Source organism: Sporomusa sp. (assembly GCF_035561155.1).
GTDB lineage: Bacteria > Bacillota > Negativicutes > Sporomusales > Sporomusaceae > Sporomusa.
This window is the reverse complement of sequence record NZ_DATMYD010000033.1, coordinates 1-19,158: the sequence shown is the minus strand read 5'-3', so window position 1 is coordinate 19,158 and position 19,158 is coordinate 1. Positions and strand designations below refer to the sequence as shown.

The 19,158-nt window shown below is 47.1% G+C and carries 19 protein-coding genes; 17 read left to right on the top strand and 2 right to left on the bottom strand.

Features of this window, described 5'->3' with window-relative positions; all coding sequences use genetic code 11:
* Positions 1 to 163: 163 nt before the first annotated feature.
* Complete coding sequence (gene htpG / locus VN447_RS04840) at positions 164 to 2,125, bottom strand: molecular chaperone HtpG (RefSeq protein ID WP_325523376.1); 1,962 nt, start codon at positions 2,123 to 2,125, stop codon at positions 164 to 166.
* A 361-nt stretch (positions 2,126 to 2,486) separates the two neighbouring features.
* Between htpG and VN447_RS04835 the strand changes: the two genes are divergently transcribed.
* Positions 2,487 to 2,792 carry a hypothetical protein gene (locus tag VN447_RS04835; RefSeq protein ID WP_325523374.1) on the top strand — a complete coding sequence of 102 codons (306 nt, stop codon included), beginning with the start codon at positions 2,487 to 2,489 and terminating at the stop codon, positions 2,790 to 2,792.
* 302 nt (positions 2,793 to 3,094) lie between these two features.
* Positions 3,095 to 3,787, top strand: a complete 693-nt coding sequence (locus tag VN447_RS04830; RefSeq protein WP_325523372.1) for a TerC family protein — start codon at positions 3,095 to 3,097, stop codon at positions 3,785 to 3,787.
* Positions 3,788 to 3,897: 110 nt separating this feature from the next.
* Here VN447_RS04830 and VN447_RS04825 read toward each other — a convergent pair whose 3' ends face one another.
* On the bottom strand, positions 3,898 to 5,172 hold the full coding sequence (locus VN447_RS04825; RefSeq protein WP_325523370.1) for a DNA recombination protein RmuC: 1,275 nt from the start codon (positions 5,170 to 5,172) through the stop codon (positions 3,898 to 3,900).
* Positions 5,173 to 5,363: 191 nt separating this feature from the next.
* Here VN447_RS04825 and VN447_RS04820 point away from each other — a divergent pair, with 191 nt between their 5' ends.
* The 15 genes from VN447_RS04820 to VN447_RS04750 all read left to right on the top strand — a co-directional run bounded on the left by VN447_RS04820 (position 5,364) and on the right by VN447_RS04750 (position 19,006).
* Positions 5,364 to 6,620, top strand: coding sequence for an acetylornithine/succinylornithine family transaminase (locus tag VN447_RS04820; RefSeq protein WP_325523368.1), 1,257 nt, complete (start codon positions 5,364 to 5,366; stop codon positions 6,618 to 6,620).
* A 45-nt stretch (positions 6,621 to 6,665) separates the two neighbouring features.
* Positions 6,666 to 7,106, top strand: coding sequence for a type II toxin-antitoxin system RatA family toxin (locus VN447_RS04815; protein WP_325523366.1), 441 nt, complete (start codon positions 6,666 to 6,668; stop codon positions 7,104 to 7,106).
* Positions 7,107 to 7,254: 148 nt separating this feature from the next.
* Complete coding sequence (gene htpX / locus VN447_RS04810) at positions 7,255 to 8,124, top strand: zinc metalloprotease HtpX (RefSeq protein WP_325523364.1); 870 nt, start codon at positions 7,255 to 7,257, stop codon at positions 8,122 to 8,124.
* Positions 8,125 to 8,285: 161 nt separating this feature from the next.
* The gene (locus VN447_RS04805) at positions 8,286 to 8,795 is read left to right on the top strand and encodes a gamma carbonic anhydrase family protein (RefSeq protein ID WP_325523362.1); all 510 of its coding nucleotides are present in this window, start codon (positions 8,286 to 8,288) and stop codon (positions 8,793 to 8,795) included.
* A 14-nt stretch (positions 8,796 to 8,809) separates the two neighbouring features.
* Positions 8,810 to 9,235 carry a nucleoside-diphosphate kinase gene (gene ndk / locus VN447_RS04800; RefSeq protein ID WP_325523360.1) on the top strand — a complete coding sequence of 142 codons (426 nt, stop codon included), beginning with the start codon at positions 8,810 to 8,812 and terminating at the stop codon, positions 9,233 to 9,235.
* An 18-nt stretch (positions 9,236 to 9,253) separates the two neighbouring features.
* On the top strand, positions 9,254 to 9,772 hold the full coding sequence (locus tag VN447_RS04795) for a cob(I)yrinic acid a,c-diamide adenosyltransferase (protein WP_325523358.1): 519 nt from the start codon (positions 9,254 to 9,256) through the stop codon (positions 9,770 to 9,772).
* Between the two features lie 18 nt (positions 9,773 to 9,790).
* Positions 9,791 to 10,003 carry a zinc ribbon domain-containing protein gene (locus tag VN447_RS04790; protein ID WP_325523356.1) on the top strand — a complete coding sequence of 71 codons (213 nt, stop codon included), beginning with the start codon at positions 9,791 to 9,793 and terminating at the stop codon, positions 10,001 to 10,003.
* Between the two features lie 449 nt (positions 10,004 to 10,452).
* Entirely contained in the window at positions 10,453 to 12,534 is a 2,082-nt protein-coding gene (gene fusA, locus VN447_RS04785) for an elongation factor G (RefSeq protein WP_325523354.1), read from the top strand.
* Positions 12,535 to 12,727: 193 nt separating this feature from the next.
* On the top strand, positions 12,728 to 13,540 hold the full coding sequence (gene pgeF, locus VN447_RS04780; protein WP_325523352.1) for a peptidoglycan editing factor PgeF: 813 nt from the start codon (positions 12,728 to 12,730) through the stop codon (positions 13,538 to 13,540).
* 166 nt (positions 13,541 to 13,706) lie between these two features.
* Positions 13,707 to 15,461: a sigma-54 interaction domain-containing protein gene (locus tag VN447_RS04775; protein WP_325523350.1), complete on the top strand. Its 1,755-nt coding sequence runs from the start codon at positions 13,707 to 13,709 to the stop codon at positions 15,459 to 15,461.
* A 223-nt stretch (positions 15,462 to 15,684) separates the two neighbouring features.
* The gene (locus VN447_RS04770; RefSeq protein WP_325523349.1) at positions 15,685 to 15,990 is read left to right on the top strand and encodes a (2Fe-2S)-binding protein; all 306 of its coding nucleotides are present in this window, start codon (positions 15,685 to 15,687) and stop codon (positions 15,988 to 15,990) included.
* Positions 15,987 to 17,096 (top strand): NAD(P)/FAD-dependent oxidoreductase, encoded by a 1,110-nt coding sequence (locus tag VN447_RS04765; protein ID WP_325523347.1) that lies wholly within the window; start codon positions 15,987 to 15,989, stop codon positions 17,094 to 17,096. The genes VN447_RS04770 and VN447_RS04765 overlap by 4 nt, the downstream gene beginning before the upstream one ends.
* A gap of 1 nt (position 17,097) precedes the next feature.
* On the top strand, positions 17,098 to 17,586 hold the full coding sequence (locus VN447_RS04760; RefSeq protein WP_325523346.1) for a 4Fe-4S dicluster domain-containing protein: 489 nt from the start codon (positions 17,098 to 17,100) through the stop codon (positions 17,584 to 17,586).
* Positions 17,587 to 17,589: 3 nt separating this feature from the next.
* Positions 17,590 to 17,865, top strand: coding sequence for a (2Fe-2S)-binding protein (locus tag VN447_RS04755; protein WP_325523345.1), 276 nt, complete (start codon positions 17,590 to 17,592; stop codon positions 17,863 to 17,865).
* The gene (locus tag VN447_RS04750) at positions 17,858 to 19,006 is read left to right on the top strand and encodes an FAD-binding oxidoreductase (RefSeq protein WP_325523343.1); all 1,149 of its coding nucleotides are present in this window, start codon (positions 17,858 to 17,860) and stop codon (positions 19,004 to 19,006) included. Before VN447_RS04755 ends, VN447_RS04750 begins: the two co-directional genes overlap by 8 nt.
* Positions 19,007 to 19,158 lie beyond the last annotated feature (152 nt).

The window sequence follows — 19,158 nt, the reverse complement described above, 5'->3', positions numbered from 1 at the left end:
AGTATTTGAATTTATATTTGGTCATTATGTGGCCGGCCATTCCTGGGAAAAATTATTAGCTGATTATACTATTCTAAACGGCCGGATATGGATACTTGTGCTATCACTTTATCGTGAAATAAGAGAGCGCCTACCAGGACAAATCTGATAGGCGCTTAATTGTTTAGTGACCGCTGCGGGCCATTAAGCTAGCTACTTTGTTGGCAAAGCTGATTGGGTCTTCAGGGGCGATTCCCTCCATCAACAAAGCTTGGCCATAGAGTAAATCACAATAATCTTTGAAAGCGTCAGAGTCAGGCGTTTCTTGATATAACTTCTTTAATACCGCGAAGATTTCGTGCTCTGGATTGAGCTCGAGAATCCGGTTGGCTTTATACATTGTTTTATTCATCTCTGATAAGATTTGCTCCATAGAAAGGCTAATCCCGGTATCGTCGCTTACCAAGCAAACGGCGCTGGATTTAAGGCGACTGCTAATTTTAACGTCCGAGACCTTGCCACTGAGCTGTTCCTTGATGGCTTTAATCAGTGGTTCGTTCTCCTTAGTTAACTCTTCAGTGTCCTTCTTAGTCTCAGGGGAGGTAATGTCGTCAAGCTCTAAGCTGCCGCGGCTGACTGACTGGAATTTTTTCTCTTTATACTCACGCAGGGCATCAATGGCGAACTCATCAACCCGGTCAAAGAGGTAGAGAACTTCAACGCCTTTTTCCCGCAGCAGTTCCATTTGCGGCAGACGTTCAACTGACGAACGGTCTTTGCCGGTGGCATAGTAAATCACTTTTTGGTTTTCCGGCATCCGCTTAATGTAGTCTTCCAGGCTGGTTAGTTCTTCTGTTGCATGTGATGTGGCGAATAACAGTAAATCTTTCAGCTTGTCCCGGCTTTGGTAGTCAGAATATACGCCGGTTTTGATGGCCTTGCCATACTCTTGCCAGAACTTCTCATATTTTGGCCGGTCTTTGGTCAGTAGGTTCTCGAGTGTTTTCAACACGCTTTTCTCGAGATTTTTACCGACTCGTTTTAGTTGCTGGCTATGCTGTAGCAGCTCCCGTGAAATATTGAGGGAGAAGTCTGGAGAATCCACCAGCCCCTGGACAAAACGTAAGTACTCAGGCAGCAGATCCTGGCAATTGTCCATTATGAAGACGTTTTTGGAGTACAGCCTGATGCCTGTGGTTGACTCCCGCTGGTAAAAATCAAAGGGTGCATGAGCAGGAATGAATAGCAGACTGGTGTACTCTACTGCACCTTCTACTTTGGAGTGGATTATTTCCAGGGGGTCTTCCCACGCATGAAAAAGGTTTTTGTATAGCTGATGATATTCTTCCTGGGTAATATCGTTTTTACTTTTAGTCCAGAGGGGAGCCATAGAGTTGAGAGTGCGGACTTCAACCGTCTGGGTGGGTGCAGCATCTTCAATGACTTTACCGTCAGCGTCGAGCGGCTTTTCTTCTTTGACAAAGTTCATCTTGATAGGGTGGCGGATATAGTCCGAGTATTTCTTTATCAAATTTTGCAAAATGTAGCGGTTCAGGAAGTTCTCCTCAGGGTGTTCGGAAGATCTGTATTCCTCCTTGAGTGTCAGGATGATAGTCGTGCCTCGTGTTTCCTTCTCAGCTTCTTCAATGGTGTAGGTTCCATCGCCGGCAGACTCCCAGCGAACACCATTAGTCTGGCCAGGGGCACGGGTGAGAAGCGTTACTTTTTCGGCCACCATGAAAGCCGAATAGAAACCAACACCAAATTGGCCAATCAGTTCGGTGTCGGCCGCTGAGCCGGCAGTTTTTACTTTCTCAAGAAAGGCTTTGGTGCCAGATTTGGCAATTGTGCCGATGTTCTCAACAACTTCGTCATAGGTCATGCCCATGCCGTTATCTGAAATGGTCAATGTATTAGTCGTTTCGTCAGGTAGGATAAAAATTTCAAAATCAGAGTTTTCCTCAAGTAGAGCGTGATTTGTTAATGATTCAAACCTAATTTTGTCAATGGCGTCTGAGGCATTGGATATAAGCTCACGCAGAAAGATTTCCCGGTTGGTGTAAATAGAGTGAACCATGAGATCCAGCAGTTGTTTGGTCTCGGCTTGAAATTCTTTTGTTTGTTTGTTAATTGCATCTTGGACCATACGAAACCTCCAATATAATCAGTAAAATCTCTATTAGCACTCTTGACTACTGAGTGCTAATGCTATTTAAATAATAACCAAATTAGTCAACAAAATCAACTATTCTATAACATAAAAATGGTAAACAACGGCATATTACTAGCAATTATGCAAAATATCACCAGTTTTGTGCCTATTCCATAATTTTGCCTTATTAGAACTTTCAAGGGCTTTTCAATCAAAAAAAGGTATTATAGGTAATCAGAACATGTTAAGATTTTAATGTTTATGGAAATTTTTGGTTTACTTTATTTACTAAAATAGCGTGAACTCTTTTCGCCATGTATAATAAAAGCAACGAAGGTAACAAGGAGGAGAAACGATGACTAAGCTGGAAAAAAATATGCTGGTTTTATCTGACATTGATTCCCCAACAGGATCTCCGGCAAAAATTTTCTTCGCTGGGCGGGGAGAGGGAGACCAGTTTGGCTTAACACGTTTTCATGTAATTATTGACGATTTTTCCTACGGGATTTTTACTGTCCGCGGTGATGTTACCACTCTTGAACAAGCCCAAGAAAGACTGCTGCAACCTATAAGAGCAGGCATGAACGAGACAGCCGCCGAGTTTGCCGTTCGTCACCTGTGGGTGCATATTGATTCCAACGAACACTACGCGCTCGGGTAAAAATCTCCCTTGACAGCATACCGAATGTCCGTTATAATGCACTTAATTGAATATCACTCCTGATCGTAAGGGGAGTAACTACTAGATAACGTCAACATACGGTGCCCGCTGGCATCTGGCGCTATCGTTGGTAAATTACCAATAGTGAGACCTTCGGTATGTATTTTATGCGTACCTGAGGTCTTTTTTATTTTTTTATTTTGTAAAGGGGGAGGGAACATGCACGAATCGACCTGCTTATTGCAGTTTATAGTCTGTTGTCATGGTGATAATAATACAATAGAAGAAATAGGGGAGGAAGAATGATGGATTTTTTTGGCACAATAGGACCCGAGTGGTTCATGGCCTTAGGAAGTATACTTTTAATTAACCTGGTGTTAAGCGGTGATAATGCCGTCATTATTGCACTAGCTAGCAAAAACCTGCCTGTTGCCCAGCGGCAAAAGGCTATCGTGTGGGGCAGCCTCGGGGCAGTTGTCTTAAGAATTATCCTGACATTTGCGGCCGCATATCTCTTGGATATCCCATACCTGCAGTTCGTGGGTGGTCTGGCGCTCTTATATATTGCCGTTAGTCTCTTAAGAGAAGACGGCAAGGAAGGGGAGTATGGCGAAGCCACTTCCTACCGTGAAGCGATCAAAATTATCCTGTTTGCCGATCTTATTATGAGTCTGGACAACGTACTGGCTCTGGCCGCTATCTCTCAGACGGTTCCATCAGGCAAATACGGCCTAATTACCGTTGGTCTTGCCACTAGCATCCCGCTGGTTGTGTTCGGCGCTCAGTTACTCATGAAACTCATGGACCGCTTTCCAGCCATCATCTACATCGGAGCAGGTGTCCTGGGCTACGCCGCCGCCGAAATGATTGTCAGCGACAAGGCGGTGGGACCGTATATCAGTGATTATGCACTGTTCCTTGAGATCGGTCTGACTCTGGCAGTTATTCTTTCCGGCTATCTCATGAAAGCCCGCAACGCCAAAGTTCGCAGCTAATTGGCCTGGGCTCCTGCCGCTGGCATAGCCTGCAGCGGCGGGGGCTTTACCATAGCACTAATCCATCCACAGTTATTTAAGCATTCAACCACTGTTGGGTGCTTATTTTTTTATGATTCTGCCTCGTCGCCGTCATATTGTCCTAACACGCTAATGGCCTCAGGGGCGGGCAACTGCTCTACATCCTTTAGTTTGCGTTCGATGGCTCTAGTGCGTACGGCGGCGGCATCAAGTTGTTTGCTGGCTTGATCCAGTTTCTCCTTGGTCTTAGTGAGAACGTCGCCGAATTTACCAAACTCGGTTTTAACAGCGCCGAGAAGTGACCAGACCTCACTGGACCGCTTTTCAATGGCTAGGGTTCTAAAGCCCATTTGCAGGCTATTTAACAGCGCAGCCAGCGTTGTCGGTCCGGTGATGTTGATGCGGTACTCGCGTTGCAGGCTGTCACATAAACCGGGGCGACGCAATACCTCGGCGTACAGCCCTTCAACCGGTAGAAACAAAATGGCGAAATCGGTGGTGTTAGGCGGGTCGATGTATTTTTCTTTGATGGTTTTGGCTTCTTGGCGAATCCGAGCCTCCAGGCAGGCGGCAGCCGAAGCTACCAGCTCAGCATTGGCCATTTCCTGCGCTTCTAAGAGGCGCAGGTAATCTTCCTGGGGAAACTTGGCGTCAATGGGCAGCCAAACGACCGTATCATTACTGTCTTTGCCGGGTAGCCTGATGGCAAATTCCACCCGGTCCTGGCTGCCGTGCTTGGTAGCCACATTGACGGCATACTGTTCCGGTGTCAGAACTTGTTCCAAGAGGGAAGCCAGCTGCATTTCGCCCCAAATTCCGCGCGTTTTTACATTCGATAACACCTTCTTAAGGTCGCCAACCCCGGAAGCCAGCTGCTGCATTTCGCCCAGCCCTTTATGCACCAGTTCCAGGCGCTCACTCACCAACTGGAAGGATTCACCCAGCCGTTTTTCCAGGGTGGCGTGCAGTTTTTCATCCACAGTTACACGCATTTCTTCAAGTTTTTTGCTGTTATCACTCTGAATAGCCATAAGTTTCATCTCTACAGTTTCACGAAGTTTATCGAGTTTTTGCTCATTCAGCTGAGTGAGCCGGTTAAATTTCTGGTCGTTAGCATTAGTAAAGCTATGCAGTTGCAGTGCTAGCTCTTCGCGCAGCACTTTAGTATTAAAAGTCAATTCCTGCCTGTTTTTGCCCAGTTCATCGCGCAGCATGGCCTCTACGCGTTCCTGGTTATAGGCCAGTTGCTTAAATGGTGCTAAGTCGGTCTGTCCGGGCTTATTTACTTTTATCAGGAGAAGCAGAAGCAACCCGCCATTAATGATAAGTAAAAGAAGAGTGATTACAGCAAATATGTCGTTCATTGTGCACCGTCCCTTGGTTTAGTTTAGTTATCCCATATTCAAGGCTGGCGGTGGCAAACCCTTTTATTAGTCAAAAATGGCATTTGTAATGGAGTTATTGAATAAAGCAGGAATTTTTTTGTTATAAATAGAAAATAATACCATGATTAGGCTTGTTAATACTTGCACTAATTTTGCATAGGAGGGTCTATATGTCTGATAAAGAGCAAATGGTAAGTCAAACGATTGATAAGTATGAAAAATATATTAATCCGGCCATGGCCAAGTTATTCCGGTTCATGGGGCTGTCCACCATAGAGTGGGAGGCCCAGGGCAATGTCATCCGTGATATTGAAGGTAAAGAGTACATCGACTGTCTGGGCGGCTATGGGGTATTCAGCCTAGGGCACCGCCATCCCAAGGTGGTAGAAGCCGTGAAACGCCAACTTGATTTGATGCCGCTCTCTAGCAAAGTATTATTTAATAAGCCAATGGCCGATCTGGCTGAGCTCCTGGCTGAGATAACTCCTGGCGATCTGCAGTACAGTTTTATTGTCAATAGCGGCGCAGAAGCCGTAGAGGGCAGCCTTAAGCTGGCTCGAGTACATACCGGCCGCAGCAAAGTCATTGCCACGATTAATTCGTTTCACGGCAAAACGCTGGGGGCGTTGAGCGCCACCGGGCGGGAGATGTTCCGCGAACCGTTCCAGCCGCTTCTCTCTGGGTTCAGCCATGTGGCATTCGGTGACATAGAGTCCCTGCGCCAGGCCGTAGACAGTGATACGGCGGCCGTCATTATCGAACCTATTCAGGGTGAAGGCGGCATTATTGTTCCGCCTGACTCTTATCTACCGGCCGTACGTGAGTTGTGCGACAAGGTTGGGGCGCTCTTAATTTGTGACGAAGTCCAGACTGGGCTGGGCCGTACCGGCAAGATGTTTGCTGTTGAGCACTATGGTGTGGTGCCTGACATTATGACAACCGCCAAAGCGCTGGGCGGAGGAGTAATGCCCATCGGCGCTTTTACTGCACGGCCTCATATCTGGGATAAATATATTACTAGCCCGTTTTTGCATACCTCAACCTTTGGCGGCAACCCGCTGGCCTGCGCTGCCGCTATCGCCGCCATTGAAGTTATCCGGGAAGAGGGCCTTGCTCAACAAGCCGACCAGGGCGGCCGCTACTTTATGGGTAAGTTGACTGAATTAAGTAAAACATATCCAGAAGTCATCCGGGAAGTGAGAGGTAAGGGTCTCATGATTGGTATTGAACTGACCAAAGAAGGAATTGGCGGTTTAATCCTGTCAGAAATGATTGACAAGGGTGTGCTTATCGCCTATACACTCAACAATCCTAAGGTCATCCGCATCGAGCCGCCGCTTATCATTGAACAGCAGCAGATTGACTATGTTGTCAATGCCCTGGCTGGCGCGCTGGGCAAAGCACAAGATATGCTGGAAGATCTATAATTTTGAAGAATTATTAATTGAGAATAGGACAGGAGGAAATAGCGTATGCCATATGTAGAAGTGACTTTGCCAGTTAACGCTGACCGCAGCGAAATTTATCCAATTTTGAAGGACATGGAGAAATACCCTGAGTTCATGGCTGATTTAGTTAGTGTAGAGGTGATTGAACGGAACAACAACACTACACTGACCAAATGGGTATCCAATGTGGACGGACGGATCATCAAATGGACTGAGCTTGATACCTTTAACGATGCTAACATGCATATCAGCTATAAGCAGACCGAAGGCGACCTCAAGAAGTTTGAGGGAGAATGGATTTTGACACCAGTTGAGGGCGGTACTGAAATAAAACTAACGGTAGATTTTGAGTTTGGTATTCCCATGATTGCGGGATTGCTCAATCCCATTCTTAAGAAGAAGGTACGGGACAACAGTATGAATATGTTGACCGCTATCAAGGAACGCATGGAAATTCGAGCTTAAATGACTGTTGTTAATTATAAGTAAATCACTTATAATTAACTCATATGATAAGTGAAATGGAGGGGCGATGTCATCTTTCGCTAGCGTGGATTATTTAAGACGGTAATATTCAATTACTATTGATATAAATACGTATGGAGGTGTCTTAATGAACACGCTTAAGACTACTGTTTTACTTGCTGCGTTGACAGGTTTACTGATTGCAGTTGGTGCCTTTTTTGGCGGTACCAAAGGAATGACCTTTATGTTTGTAGTTTCAATCCTGATGAACTTTGCCAGCTATTGGTACAGTGACAAAATTGTACTAAAGATGTACGGCGCCAAAGAGGTTACGCCGCAGGACGCGCCCGATTTAATCCGTATGGTGAGCAGTCTGGCCCAAAAAGCCAAAATGCCAATGCCTAAGGTGTATATTATCAATACCGAAGTGCCAAACGCCTTTGCAACCGGTCGTGATCCCGAGCATGGCGTTGTGGCTGTAACAACCGGTATCATGCGTGCGCTCAATTACGAAGAGCTTGAAGGCGTTGTCGCCCACGAACTGGCTCATATTAAAAATCGAGATACCCTGATTAGCACCATTGTCGCCAGTGTGGCCGGTGTTATCACCATGATCGCTAACATTGCGCAATGGACGGCTTTCCTGGGCTTTGGCCGCGGCGACGATGAAGAAGGCGGCGGTATCGGCGGCATTGTTGAGTTTGTCTTCCTGGTAGTGCTGGCACCGCTGGCAGCTACGCTCATCCAGCTTGGCGTTTCGCGTTCGCGTGAATATATCGCTGATGAAACAGGTGGCACTGTATCGGGTAATCCACTGGCACTGGCCAGCGCCCTGAAGAAGATTGAGTACTATGCTCAGCATCAGGTAATGCCTGAAGCCACACCGGCCACCTCACATCTGTTCATTGTTAACCCTTTCAGCGGTGCTGGGGGCATGATTGTCAGCCTGTTCAGCACACATCCGTCAACGGCCGATCGAGTGGCTAAGCTGGAAGCACAGGCAAAAAAAGTGCGCTAAATTAAATACTGACGAATAATCCCTCTGAAAAAATGCTTTCGGAGGGATTTTTTTGCAGGATATAACCGGATATGTATGGAAAAAATAAATGAGCTTTATTGCAGGAGATTACATATAATACTATCTTGTGTAAAGCTGATAAGACAGGGAGTTGATTTTACGTGTCCGGCAAGCTCATTCCTTATAAAAACCTAAGTCCTCACGTAGATAGCAGCACGTTTATTGCTGAGGGGGCTAAAATTATTGGTAACGTTTCCATTGGGGCCAACGCCAGCATCTGGTTCAATACCGTGCTCCGCGGTGATGTTCATCCAATTACCATTGGCCAGTATACAAATATTCAGGACAATTGCACAGTTCATGTCTGGTATGAATTTCCCACTTCCATTGGTGAGTATGTCACGGTAGGGCATGGTGCTATTCTGCATGGGTGTACAATAGCCAATAACTGCCTCATCGGTATGGGTGCAATTATTTTAAACTACGCCGAAATTGGGGAAAACTGTATAATAGGTGCAGGTACCCTTATCCCTGAACACAAAAAAATCCCGGCGAACTCGCTTGTGGTAGGTTCACCCGGCAAGATTATCCGTGAGGTCAGTAACGAAGAGATCCAAGTTATTCGCCAATCGGCTCTTATCTATTCCCAAGACGCACACAATTATATGTAAATTGAGGTAATTATATGGATATAACGCAAAGCACCTTGGTATTGCTAAAACCAGATGCCGTCCAGAGAAAACTCTGCGGCGAAATCCTCAGCCGATTTGAGCGGAAGGGGCTTATGCTGACCGCGCTTAAGCTGCTCAAGTTGACACCTGCAATGGCCGCTGAACATTACCATGAGCATACAGGCAAACCGTTTTACCCGGGGCTTGTCGAATTTATTACTTCCGGCCCAGTAGTTGCCATGGTATTGACCGGTCCGAATGCCGTTAAGATAGTCCGAACCATGATGGGCTCTACCAATCCTGTTGACGCCCCATCAGGAACCATTCGCGGCGACTTTGCCACAGTTATGTCCCAAAATATTGTGCATGGCTCTGATAGCCCGGCCAGTGCCCAACGTGAAATTGCCATTTATTTTTCGGAACAGGAACTTGTTCAATAACTAGCAGGAGGAATTATAATGAGTAAAGTATATACTAAAACAGGTGACAAAGGCACGACCGGTCTCTTAACCGGCGAGCGGGTCAAAAAAACCGGCGCCAGGGTAGAAGCCTATGGTAGTGTCGACGAGATAAACTCAGCTTTAGGACTGGCAAGAGCCAACTGCACCAAGCCCAAAGTAAAAGAAGCAGTATTTAAACTGCAAAAACTCCTCATGCTGTTTATGGCCGATTTGGCAAGTGCTGGCGGCGAACAACAGTATGTGACAGCAGACCATGTGGCTGCGCTTGAACAAATGATTGACGAATTTGATGCCCAGCTACCGCCTTTAAAGAATTTTATCGTACCTGGCGACACACCTGGTGCGGCGGCTCTTGATTTGGCGCGCACTGTCACCAGAAGGGCTGAACGCCAGACTTTGAGGCTCAAGGAGCAAGAAGCCGAAGCGCATATAAACGAACATCTACTTATCTGCTTAAACCGCTTGTCTGATTTATGTTTCGTATTGTCCCGGTTTGAAACAGATAACAGCAAGTAGTATCGAGGGTGATGAATTATGCCAATATATGACTTTACCTGTAATAAGTGCGGACGAGATTTTGATCAACTGTGCCGGTTGCAATGGGAAGGCACTGTCAAATGTCCGTCTTGCGGCCACACCAAGGTGACGAAAGTAATTTCTTTGGTTAGTAGCCACGGCCGATCCGGCGGCGATAGCGGCGGCTCATGTTCAGGCAAAAGCTGCAGCAGTTGCAGCGGCTGTAAATAAATTTGCAGAATCCGGGAGATATAGCACAACTTAGCTCAACCCGCATAAACTATATCGATAGCTTAGGAGTGCGATAGCATTTATAATAGCTAAAATGAGGGGGCGAGCATGGTGAACTTCCGCTTCTATGTCATGTCACTGCCTGGACCGCTGCGTAAACTGATGCGTATGTTGCTGAAAGTATAATACGACTATACATACAAAAAGAGCTATTTTTAAGCAATAGCTCTTTTTGTATGTATAGCTAATACAGGTTGCCCCAAGAAAGTTTCTTCCTGTTGCATATTTACTGGAAAAATTTTATAAATATGGAATAAAGCATTGATATTTTGCTCATTTTAACTTAAACAAATAGACAGAAAAGAAGGAATATTTTCAGTAAACAGAGAATTGTAAAAGTAAGATGTCAGTAATGAAATTAAACACACCACAACAGGAGGGGACTAGCCATGAAAGAGTACAAGAGCGACAAGTTAAGAAATGTTGGAATTGTAGCCCACGGAGGAGCCGGCAAGACATCCTTGACAGAAGCCATGTTATTTAATTCTGGCGCGGTGAACCGTTTAGGACGTGTTGATGATGGCTCGGCAACAACTGACTTTGAACCGGAAGAAATTAAACGCAAGGTCACTATTAGTACGGCTTTGGCGCCTTGTGAATGGTGCGATCATAAGATAAATATTGTGGATACTCCTGGCTATGCCGATTTCGTAGCTGAGGTAAAGGGGGCTTTGCGTGCTGTCGACAGTGCGCTTATTGTGCTGTGCGCCGCCTCCGGCGTTGAGGTGGAAACTGAAAAAGTATGGAATTACGCCGCTGAATTGGGATTGCCCCGCATAGGATTTGTTAATAAAATGGACCGGGAAAACGCCGACTTTTATAGTGTTGTCGAAAGTATGAAAGAAAAATTCGGCAACGGCGTTGTCCCGGTTCAACTGCCAATTGGGGCTCAAGATAGCTTTAAAGGCATCGTCGATGTACTAAAAATGAAAGCCTATTTGCCTCAAAAAAATGGGAAAGAGTACACCGAAACTGATATTCCCGCCGATATGGTGGATAAGTGTGACGAAGCCCGGATGGCGCTTATCGAAGCGGCTGCCGAAGGTAATGATGAACTCTTAACCAAGTATCTTGATGGGGAAGAGTTGAGTAATGAAGAAGTGCGCATCGGGTTATTGGCTGCCATTGCGCAAGCTAAAGTCTTCCCAGTACTCTGTGGCTCAGCTCTCAAAAATATCGGTGTACCGCAGGCGCTGGACTCCATTATCAACTATCTACCCGCCCCAGGAATCAGCCCAGTTATTGGTTATCATCCAGTGACCAAAGACCCTGTGGAAAGAAGCGTAGCTGACCCTTTCTCGGCAATGGTATTTAAGACTACTGCAGACCCCTTTGTTGGTCGTCTCAGTTATATCCGACTCTACTCAGGCAGCATGAAGCCTGATAGCACGTTATATAACGTAACGAAGGAGAAATCTGAGCGTTTCGGTACAATCTTTACGTTGCGTGGCAAACAGCAAGATCCGGTTACTGCAGTGCACGCCGGCGATATTGTCGTAGTGGCTAAACTGCAGGAAACAGGCACTGGTGATTCACTCTGCGATAAAGATAAACCGATTGTGTTTGAGCCAATTTCATATCCGAAACCTATGTTTGTCAGAACCATTGAAGCCAAAAACAAAGGAGACGAGGATAAGATTGGTCAGGCATTAGCCCGCCTCATGGACGAAGATCCTACCTTCAAAGTCCGCAAAGATGTGGAAACCCATCAATTGCTTATCTCGGGTATAGGCGAACTGCATTTGGATATTATGTCCGAGCGTATGAAACGCAAGTTTGGCGTTGAAACACTGCTCGCCAATCCCAAGGTGCCTTACCGCGAAACCATCCGTGGCTCAGCCAAAGTCGAAGGCAAACACAAAAAACAGAGCGGCGGCCACGGCCAATACGGTCATGTTTGGCTGCAGCTTGATCCGCTGGCACCAGGCGCCGAATTCGAATTTGTTGACTCCATCTTTGGCGGTTCAGTTCCGCGCCAGTATATCCCGGCCGTTGAAAAAGGGGTTAGAGATGCGTTAGCCGGCGGTCTGCTTGCTGGTTACCCCATGGTTGACGTCAAAGTCACCCTGACTGACGGTTCGTATCACACAGTTGACTCCTCAGAAATGGCTTTTAAAATCGCCAGCGGCATGGCACTGCGCAAAGGTGTGCTGCAGGCCAAACCAGTACTCCTTGAGCCAATCTATTCAGTAGAAGTCCTTGTACCCGAGTCATATATGGGTGACGTAATAGGCGACTTAAATACCAAACGCGGTCGCATTCAAGGCATGGAACCTATCGGCGGCGGCTTAGGCCGGGTTAAAGCCCAGGTACCGCTGGCAGAACTGTTCCGCTATAGCATTGACCTACGCTCTATTACGCAGGGGCGCGGCTCATTTGATATGAACTTCTCACACTATGAAGACGTGCCGGCGCGAATTGCTGAATCAATTATTGCTAACGCCAAGAAAGATAAAGTAGAAGAAGCATAGAAATAGGCAGGTAAAAAAGCCTTGGTCACTCTGGTCAGTTAGCAGAGTACCAAGGCTTTTACTATTATATGCTTGTCTTTTGTATTAGTAATTTATTATAATATTTTTTAATTTAGGTGTTTGCAATATATTTGAAGTAAAATAGGAGTATCATTATAATAATGAAAAGCTCTCTTACACGGAGGTTCTAACAATGGGAGAATTTGTGTTAAAACACAGCGCGAACGGCGTTTGGTATGGAGAATTCGCCAGCTTTTACGCAAAAGGCATTAAGCATGGTATATCAACACGATTAGGAGGACAAAGCACTGCGCCTTTTGCCAGTCTTAACCTGGGACTTCACGTTGGCGATGATGCCGAGACGGCGTGGCATAATAGGCAGGCTTTTTGCCAAGCAGTGGGACTGCCGGCAGAAAAAGTTGTCACCGCCGAACAAGTACATGGCGCTGTAGTACAACAAGTAACTTTGCAGGATGCCGGGCGCGGCGCCCGGCATTATCATGAATCGATCAAAGGTACTGATGCCCTCATCACTAATGTGCCGGGCTTACCGCTTATGCTGTTCTTTGCCGACTGTGTACCTGTGATAATTCTTGACCCGGTAAGCAAAGCCATTGGCGTTAGCCATGCAGGCTGGAAAGGTACGGTTGCCAAAATCGGGCAACAAACCGTACTTGCCATGCAGCAGCAGTATAATACGAACCCGGCAGACTGCCTGGTGGGGATTGGCCCATCCATCGGCCCCTGTTGCTATGAAGTAGATGAAGTTGTGATAAATAAGTTGCGTGCAAGCTTTAACAAATGGGAAGAACTAGTAACTCCGCGCGGTGACCGCTGGCAGTTCAACCTATGGGAAGCTAATCGTCAGCAGCTTAGAGAAATCGGGATAGCAGATAACAATATAAGTGTCAGTGGCATATGTACTGCCTGCAACACTCAAATTTTTTATTCTCACCGTGCCGAAGCCGGCCGTACAGGTCGCATAGGTGCAATTATTGCTTTATAGTCAATTATGTAACTCAAGGTTTTATGGAAGGACATCTTTGTTCTTGATATTATTACAGTAGCCCGTTATAATAAAAGAAACGTCAAATATCTGACACAGCAAAGACGCTGCTGTTTCCTTATTAAGGAGACAGTGCGTCTTTTTACCTATAAGGAGGTGGTACTACGTGCAACTATTACGCGTAGAAGATGTTGTTGCGAACAGACTCATTCTACTGGACCCCTTAGTACCTGTCGCCGATGTTGCCGCTCGTATCAGGGGCGATAAGCAGGCCGCCGTCATCGTCTGGGCTGATGATAAATTGGGTTATATTACCGCCAGCCAACTACAACGCTCCGGGAATTATGCAAGGGATATTGCCTTGTTTGATGCTGTAATCAAACCAATTGCCCAGTTGTCGCTATTGCTTGACAACCCGCCTGCCGAACTTTTAACACAGGCTGTACTATTTGAGGCAGAAGGCAAAATGGTAGCACTCAGTACTCCTGAACTAGTATTTGCCGCGTTACTTGCCAAGTATTATCTTCAGCAGGCACAAATGGCGGCTGTCTTGGACACTGTTGGTGAATCAGTGTGTGTGATTGATAAGGCCAATCAGGTTGTCGTCTGGAATAAGCGTGCCGAAAAACTATATGGTATTGTGGCTGGAGAAATTTTGGGCAACCGGATTGATAATTTCTTTACAAACCTATTGGTAAAACAAGCGGCTGCCGAGCAGCTTACTGTCAAAGACCAGTATCATAAACCCTGTTCTAATACCCATGTGCTTATTAATGCCGCTCCCATCCTGGTGGCTGGCGAGGTTGTTGGCGGTGTATGCGCCGAGCGTGATATCACGGAGGTTGTAAACCTCAATCAGGAACTCTCGCGAACCAGTCGCAAGGTACAGTCACTAGAAAACGAAATTGATAAAATCAGCACAGGCACTGACGCCTTTGCCAGTGTCAGTGGTCATAGCGCTGGCATATTAGCAGCCGTCGGTATGGCCAGACGGGTCGCGGCCACCAATGTACCACTGTTGCTCCGGGGTGAAAGCGGAACAGGTAAAGAAGTATTTGCCCGCGCAGTACATATTGCCAGCGGCCGAAAAGGTAGGTTTGTTGAGATTAACTGTGGCGCCATTCCAGCCAGCCTGTTTGAGAGCGAGCTGTTTGGATACCAGTCTGGAGCCTTCACCGGTGCTGATAGAAAAGGGAAAGCCGGGTTAGTTGAGCTTGCTGACGGCGGGACCCTTTTTCTTGACGAAATCGGGGAAATGCCTAAAGAAATGCAGGTAAAATTGCTTAGAGTGTTACAGGAAAAAAAGTTTTACCGGGTGGGCGGCGCCAAACCAGTGCAAGTAGACGTTCGCATCATTTCGGCGACACACCGTGATCTGGAAGATATGATTGCCGGCGGCGACTTCCGAGACGATTTGTATTATCGACTCAATGTAGTCACATTACAATTGCCGCCCTTACGCTCCAGACGAGAGGATATTCCAGAACTAGTCTACCGGGGGCTTAAACATTTTAGCGCCCTTCACAATCCGAATGCAGCCATTAATAAAGTAGAACCAGCTCTTATGGCCGCGTTTTTAGAATATGACTGGCCGGGTAACGTCCGGGAACTTAATAATATTTTAGAACGCCTGGTTATTCTTGCTGACAGCGATACCCTAACAACAGGCAGCCTGCCAACCAACTTCAAAACCGGTTATCATCACAGCAAAACGACTGATACTGCTGGGCTGTCAACAATCCCTGAACTGACAACACTTGAACGCTCTTTAATTGAACAGACACTTAAGGAGGCCAACTTCAACAAAGCAATAGCCGCTAAAAAGCTTGGAATCCCCCGCAGTACGCTATATTATAAAATGCGTCAACTCAATCTTGCTTTAGACAGCGTCAAGTATTTGACATCATCGTCTAAAAACTGACTCTTGCTTCTACGCGGAAAATTCATCTTCACTATTTTTTATACACCCAATCAAGTTAATTATCTTAATAAAGAAATCACCGAAAAGTCGAGATTGCCTCGTCGTACCTGCTCGCAATGATCTCTCCTCTAGCATTGCAAGCACCGACGAAGCAATCTCGTTTTTTCTGCGATCAGCTTTTGGCATGCTTCTTGCAGTAATAGAATAGCAAGGAGGTGCAGCTATGCGCATCATCAATCACCCAATCTTAACATTTCCTGAAAAGGACAAAGTACACTTTAACTTTAACGGGCAGCAGCTTGAAGGCTATGCTGGTGAGCCTATTGCAGCCGCGCTGCATGCCGCTGGCATTACAGTGCTCAGACACAGTCACGAGCTTAACCGGCCGCGGGGGCTATTCTGCGCTATCGGCAACTGTTCGTCCTGTTTAATGGTCGTCGACGGTATGCCTAACGTGCGAGTATGTGTGGAACCGCTCCAAGCGGGGATGACTGTCGAAACTCAAACAGGAAGAGGTAAACTGCCATGAACATAGATATTGCCATTATCGGTGCCGGTCCTGCCGGACTTATGGCAGCCATTCATGCCGGAAAACTAGGCGCTCGTGTGTTACTTATTGAGCGTGCTGAATATTATGGCGGCCAGCTCATTAAACAAACTCACAAATTTTTCGGTTCTAAAAGCGAATATGCCGGCGAGCGGGGAGTTGATATAGCCGCGCTACTGGTCAAACAGGCGCTGGACATTCCCAATGTAACCGCCTGGAATAACGCCACTGTGCTGGGTTACTATCAAGAGGACGGCATATTGACTGTTAAACGTCAGGATACCTTTGTTACTATTAACGCCAAAAAAATTATTGTTGCTTCAGGGGCATCGGAAAAAACGCTGGCTTTTCCAGGCAACGACCTGCCAGGCGTTTACGGTGCCGGTGCCGTGCAAACACTTATGAACGTTTACGGTGTTATGCCGGGCAAACGCTTACTGATGGTGGGTGCAGGTAACATTGGTTTGATTGTCGCTTATCAGCTGCTGCAGGCAGGTGTTGAGGTTGCCGGCATTATCGAAGCAGCCCCTAAGATCGGAGGGTACCTGGTGCATGCTGCCAAAATACGGCGAGCAGGCATCCCTATTTACACAAGTTATACCGTTAAGGCTGCTTATGGCTCACCGGCACTTACCGGGGCAACCATCTGCCAGCTTGATACTAACTGGCAGCAAATACCCGGTACAGAACTAGACATCCAGGCTGACGGGCTATGTCTGGCTGTTGGTCTGACGCCGCTGACAGAATTATTGTGGCAAGCAGGCTGCAAAATGGCCTATGTTCCGGAATTAGGCGGCTATGTACCTTTCCGGGATTCCAGTCTTTTGACAACTCATCCCGATATATATGTCGCCGGTGATGTGGCCGGGGTTGAGGAAGCCTCAGCCGCCATGGTTGAAGGCAAATTGGCCGGGCTGGCGGCTGCCGCCAGTTTGGGCCAGACAACAGCCGCTTTGTATGAAGACTATGCCGAGGCCAAAAACCAACTAACTGCCCTCAGAGCCGGCAATATTAGCGCTAAAATACGCACTGGCCTTGCCAAAGTAACCGTTAATAAACCTAGCGAAGCCTTATGCGAGGTGATATGAAATGCTTGAACAGACAGGAGTACCCACACCCGCTGATATCAACAGCGCCCTACCTGCGTCAGAGAGACTAAGTCACGGCCCGGTAGCCATATTTGAATGTTTTCAGAACATTCCCTGCAACCCCTGTGTCGATGCCTGTCCGCGGGGAGCCATCTCGATCGGCTCAGATATTAATGAACGGCCTGTACTTGACGAAAGCAAGTGCAACGGTTGCGGCATCTGCCTGGCGCATTGTCCGGGGTTATCTATTTTTGTTGTAGATTGCTCTTACAATACAGATGAAAGCCTGGTTAAACTGCCTTACGAATATTTGCCCCTGCCTGAGGCCGGCCAGACGGTGGATGCCTTAAACCGCAAGGGCGAACCAGTTGCTGCCGCCCAAGTGAAAAGGGTACAGCAGAATATAAACAAAACAACAATAGTATGGGTGACTGTCCCCAAAACGCTGGCCATGGACGTACGGGGCATTGCCATACGGAAGGAGGGCTAACGTATGACTGAACCGGTCATTATCTGCCGCTGCGAAGACATTACACTCCAAGATATCCAAGAACTCATCAAACAGGGCAAACACACCCTGGAAGAACTCAAACGCGAGTGCCGGTGTGGCATGGGCCCCTGCCAAGGCCGTACGTGCACACCCTTAATAGCGCAAGAACTTGCCAAAACCTTAAAAACCAATACCGGCGACGTTGTCTTGCCCACTTTCCGGCCACCGACAGCCCCGATAACATTAGGTGCGCTGGCTGGAGGTGGCAAGCATGATTAAACAGGCTGATGTCGTTGTTATCGGCGGCGGCGTTGTCGGCTGCGCTATTGCTTACAACTTGGCAAAAGCCGGTACCGGGCAAGTGGCTGTTATAGAACGCGGGTACCTTGCCAGCGGTGCAACAGGCCGGTGTGGCGCTGGCGTCCGGATGCAGTGGGGTACGGAAACCAATTGCCTGCTGTCCCGTGAAAGCGTCAAAATGCTGGAAAACTTGCCTGAGCTGTTGGAAGTCGATGGTGACATCGAATTTAAACAAGGCGGCTATCTCTTGCTCGCTTATACTGAAAAAATGGTGGAACAGTTCAAGAAAAATCTCAAGCTACAAAATTCACTCGACATCCCAGCCCGCTGGACAACACCAGCAGAGGCCAAAGAAATTGTACCTCATTTGAATACAGAAGCGCTCCTGGGAGCTACTTTCTGCCCTAAAGACGGCCATGCCAACCCGTTCAAAGTAACTAGTCTGTATGCCAAAGCCGCCGCCCGGTTAGGAGTTAAGTTCTACACCTATTCTGAAGTCACCGGCTTAACTGTCGAAGCAGGAAAGGTAAAGACTGTTCATACTGACAAGGGCGATATTGCCACCAACACTGTTATTAATGCGGCAGGCGGTTATGCCAAAACGGTTGGCCGTATGGCTGGCATCGAGTTGCCAATTTTTCCGGAACGGCATGAAATACTTGTAACCGAACCGGTTGAACCCCTGCAAACTCCCATGGTCATGTGTTTTTACCATAATCTGTATTGCCAGCAAACACCTCACGGCAGCTTTATTATGGGTATTGGCCATCCTGACGAGCCTGAGACCTTTAATACCACCTCAAGCTGGCAGTTTCTGACTGAGATGGCTAAGCGGATTACCAAGGTACTGCCGCCGCTCGCCAATCTAAATGTCATTAGACAATGGGCCGGTCTCTATGATATGTGCCCTGACCGGACGCCTATTCTGGGACAGGATGCTAACATTCAGGGCTTCTACACAGCTGCCGGTTTTAGCGGTCACGGCTTTATGATTGCCCCTATGGTTGGTAAGCTTATGGCGCAAAACGTTCTTGGAATGTCAACCGATATTCCTATCAACATGTTTAGTGCCGAAAGATTTGCTCGCGGTGAATTGTATATCGAACCATCAGTAGTCTGATTATCTAAATATTAGGAGCATTCCTGTAATCGCTAAAAATGACCTTTGAAAAAAGAGACGCCAAGCAATAAAATGGCAATGTGCTGATCCGACCAAAGAAAGCACAAAACCAAAAATATTGAGGAGGCGTCTCACTATGAAGCGTACACAAA

Excerpts from the sequence above, each read along its gene's own strand:
- htpG (WP_325523376.1), bottom strand. The coding sequence starts at position 2,125 with ATGGTCCAAGATGCAATTAACAAACAAACAAAAGAATTTCAAGCCGAG.
- VN447_RS04835 (WP_325523374.1), top strand. The coding sequence starts at position 2,487 with ATGACTAAGCTGGAAAAAAATATGCTGGTTTTATCTGACATTGATTCC.
- VN447_RS04830 (WP_325523372.1), top strand. The coding sequence starts at position 3,095 with ATGATGGATTTTTTTGGCACAATAGGACCCGAGTGGTTCATGGCCTTA.
- VN447_RS04825 (WP_325523370.1), bottom strand. The coding sequence starts at position 5,172 with ATGAACGACATATTTGCTGTAATCACTCTTCTTTTACTTATCATTAAT.
- VN447_RS04820 (WP_325523368.1), top strand. The coding sequence starts at position 5,364 with ATGTCTGATAAAGAGCAAATGGTAAGTCAAACGATTGATAAGTATGAA.
- VN447_RS04815 (WP_325523366.1), top strand. The coding sequence starts at position 6,666 with ATGCCATATGTAGAAGTGACTTTGCCAGTTAACGCTGACCGCAGCGAA.
- htpX (WP_325523364.1), top strand. The coding sequence starts at position 7,255 with ATGAACACGCTTAAGACTACTGTTTTACTTGCTGCGTTGACAGGTTTA.
- ndk (WP_325523360.1), top strand. The coding sequence starts at position 8,810 with ATGGATATAACGCAAAGCACCTTGGTATTGCTAAAACCAGATGCCGTC.
- VN447_RS04795 (WP_325523358.1), top strand. The coding sequence starts at position 9,254 with ATGAGTAAAGTATATACTAAAACAGGTGACAAAGGCACGACCGGTCTC.
- VN447_RS04790 (WP_325523356.1), top strand. The coding sequence starts at position 9,791 with ATGCCAATATATGACTTTACCTGTAATAAGTGCGGACGAGATTTTGAT.
- fusA (WP_325523354.1), top strand. The coding sequence starts at position 10,453 with ATGAAAGAGTACAAGAGCGACAAGTTAAGAAATGTTGGAATTGTAGCC.
- pgeF (WP_325523352.1), top strand. The coding sequence starts at position 12,728 with ATGGGAGAATTTGTGTTAAAACACAGCGCGAACGGCGTTTGGTATGGA.
- VN447_RS04770 (WP_325523349.1), top strand. The coding sequence starts at position 15,685 with ATGCGCATCATCAATCACCCAATCTTAACATTTCCTGAAAAGGACAAA.
- VN447_RS04765 (WP_325523347.1), top strand. The coding sequence starts at position 15,987 with ATGAACATAGATATTGCCATTATCGGTGCCGGTCCTGCCGGACTTATG.
- VN447_RS04760 (WP_325523346.1), top strand. The coding sequence starts at position 17,098 with ATGCTTGAACAGACAGGAGTACCCACACCCGCTGATATCAACAGCGCC.
- VN447_RS04755 (WP_325523345.1), top strand. The coding sequence starts at position 17,590 with ATGACTGAACCGGTCATTATCTGCCGCTGCGAAGACATTACACTCCAA.
- VN447_RS04750 (WP_325523343.1), top strand. The coding sequence starts at position 17,858 with ATGATTAAACAGGCTGATGTCGTTGTTATCGGCGGCGGCGTTGTCGGC.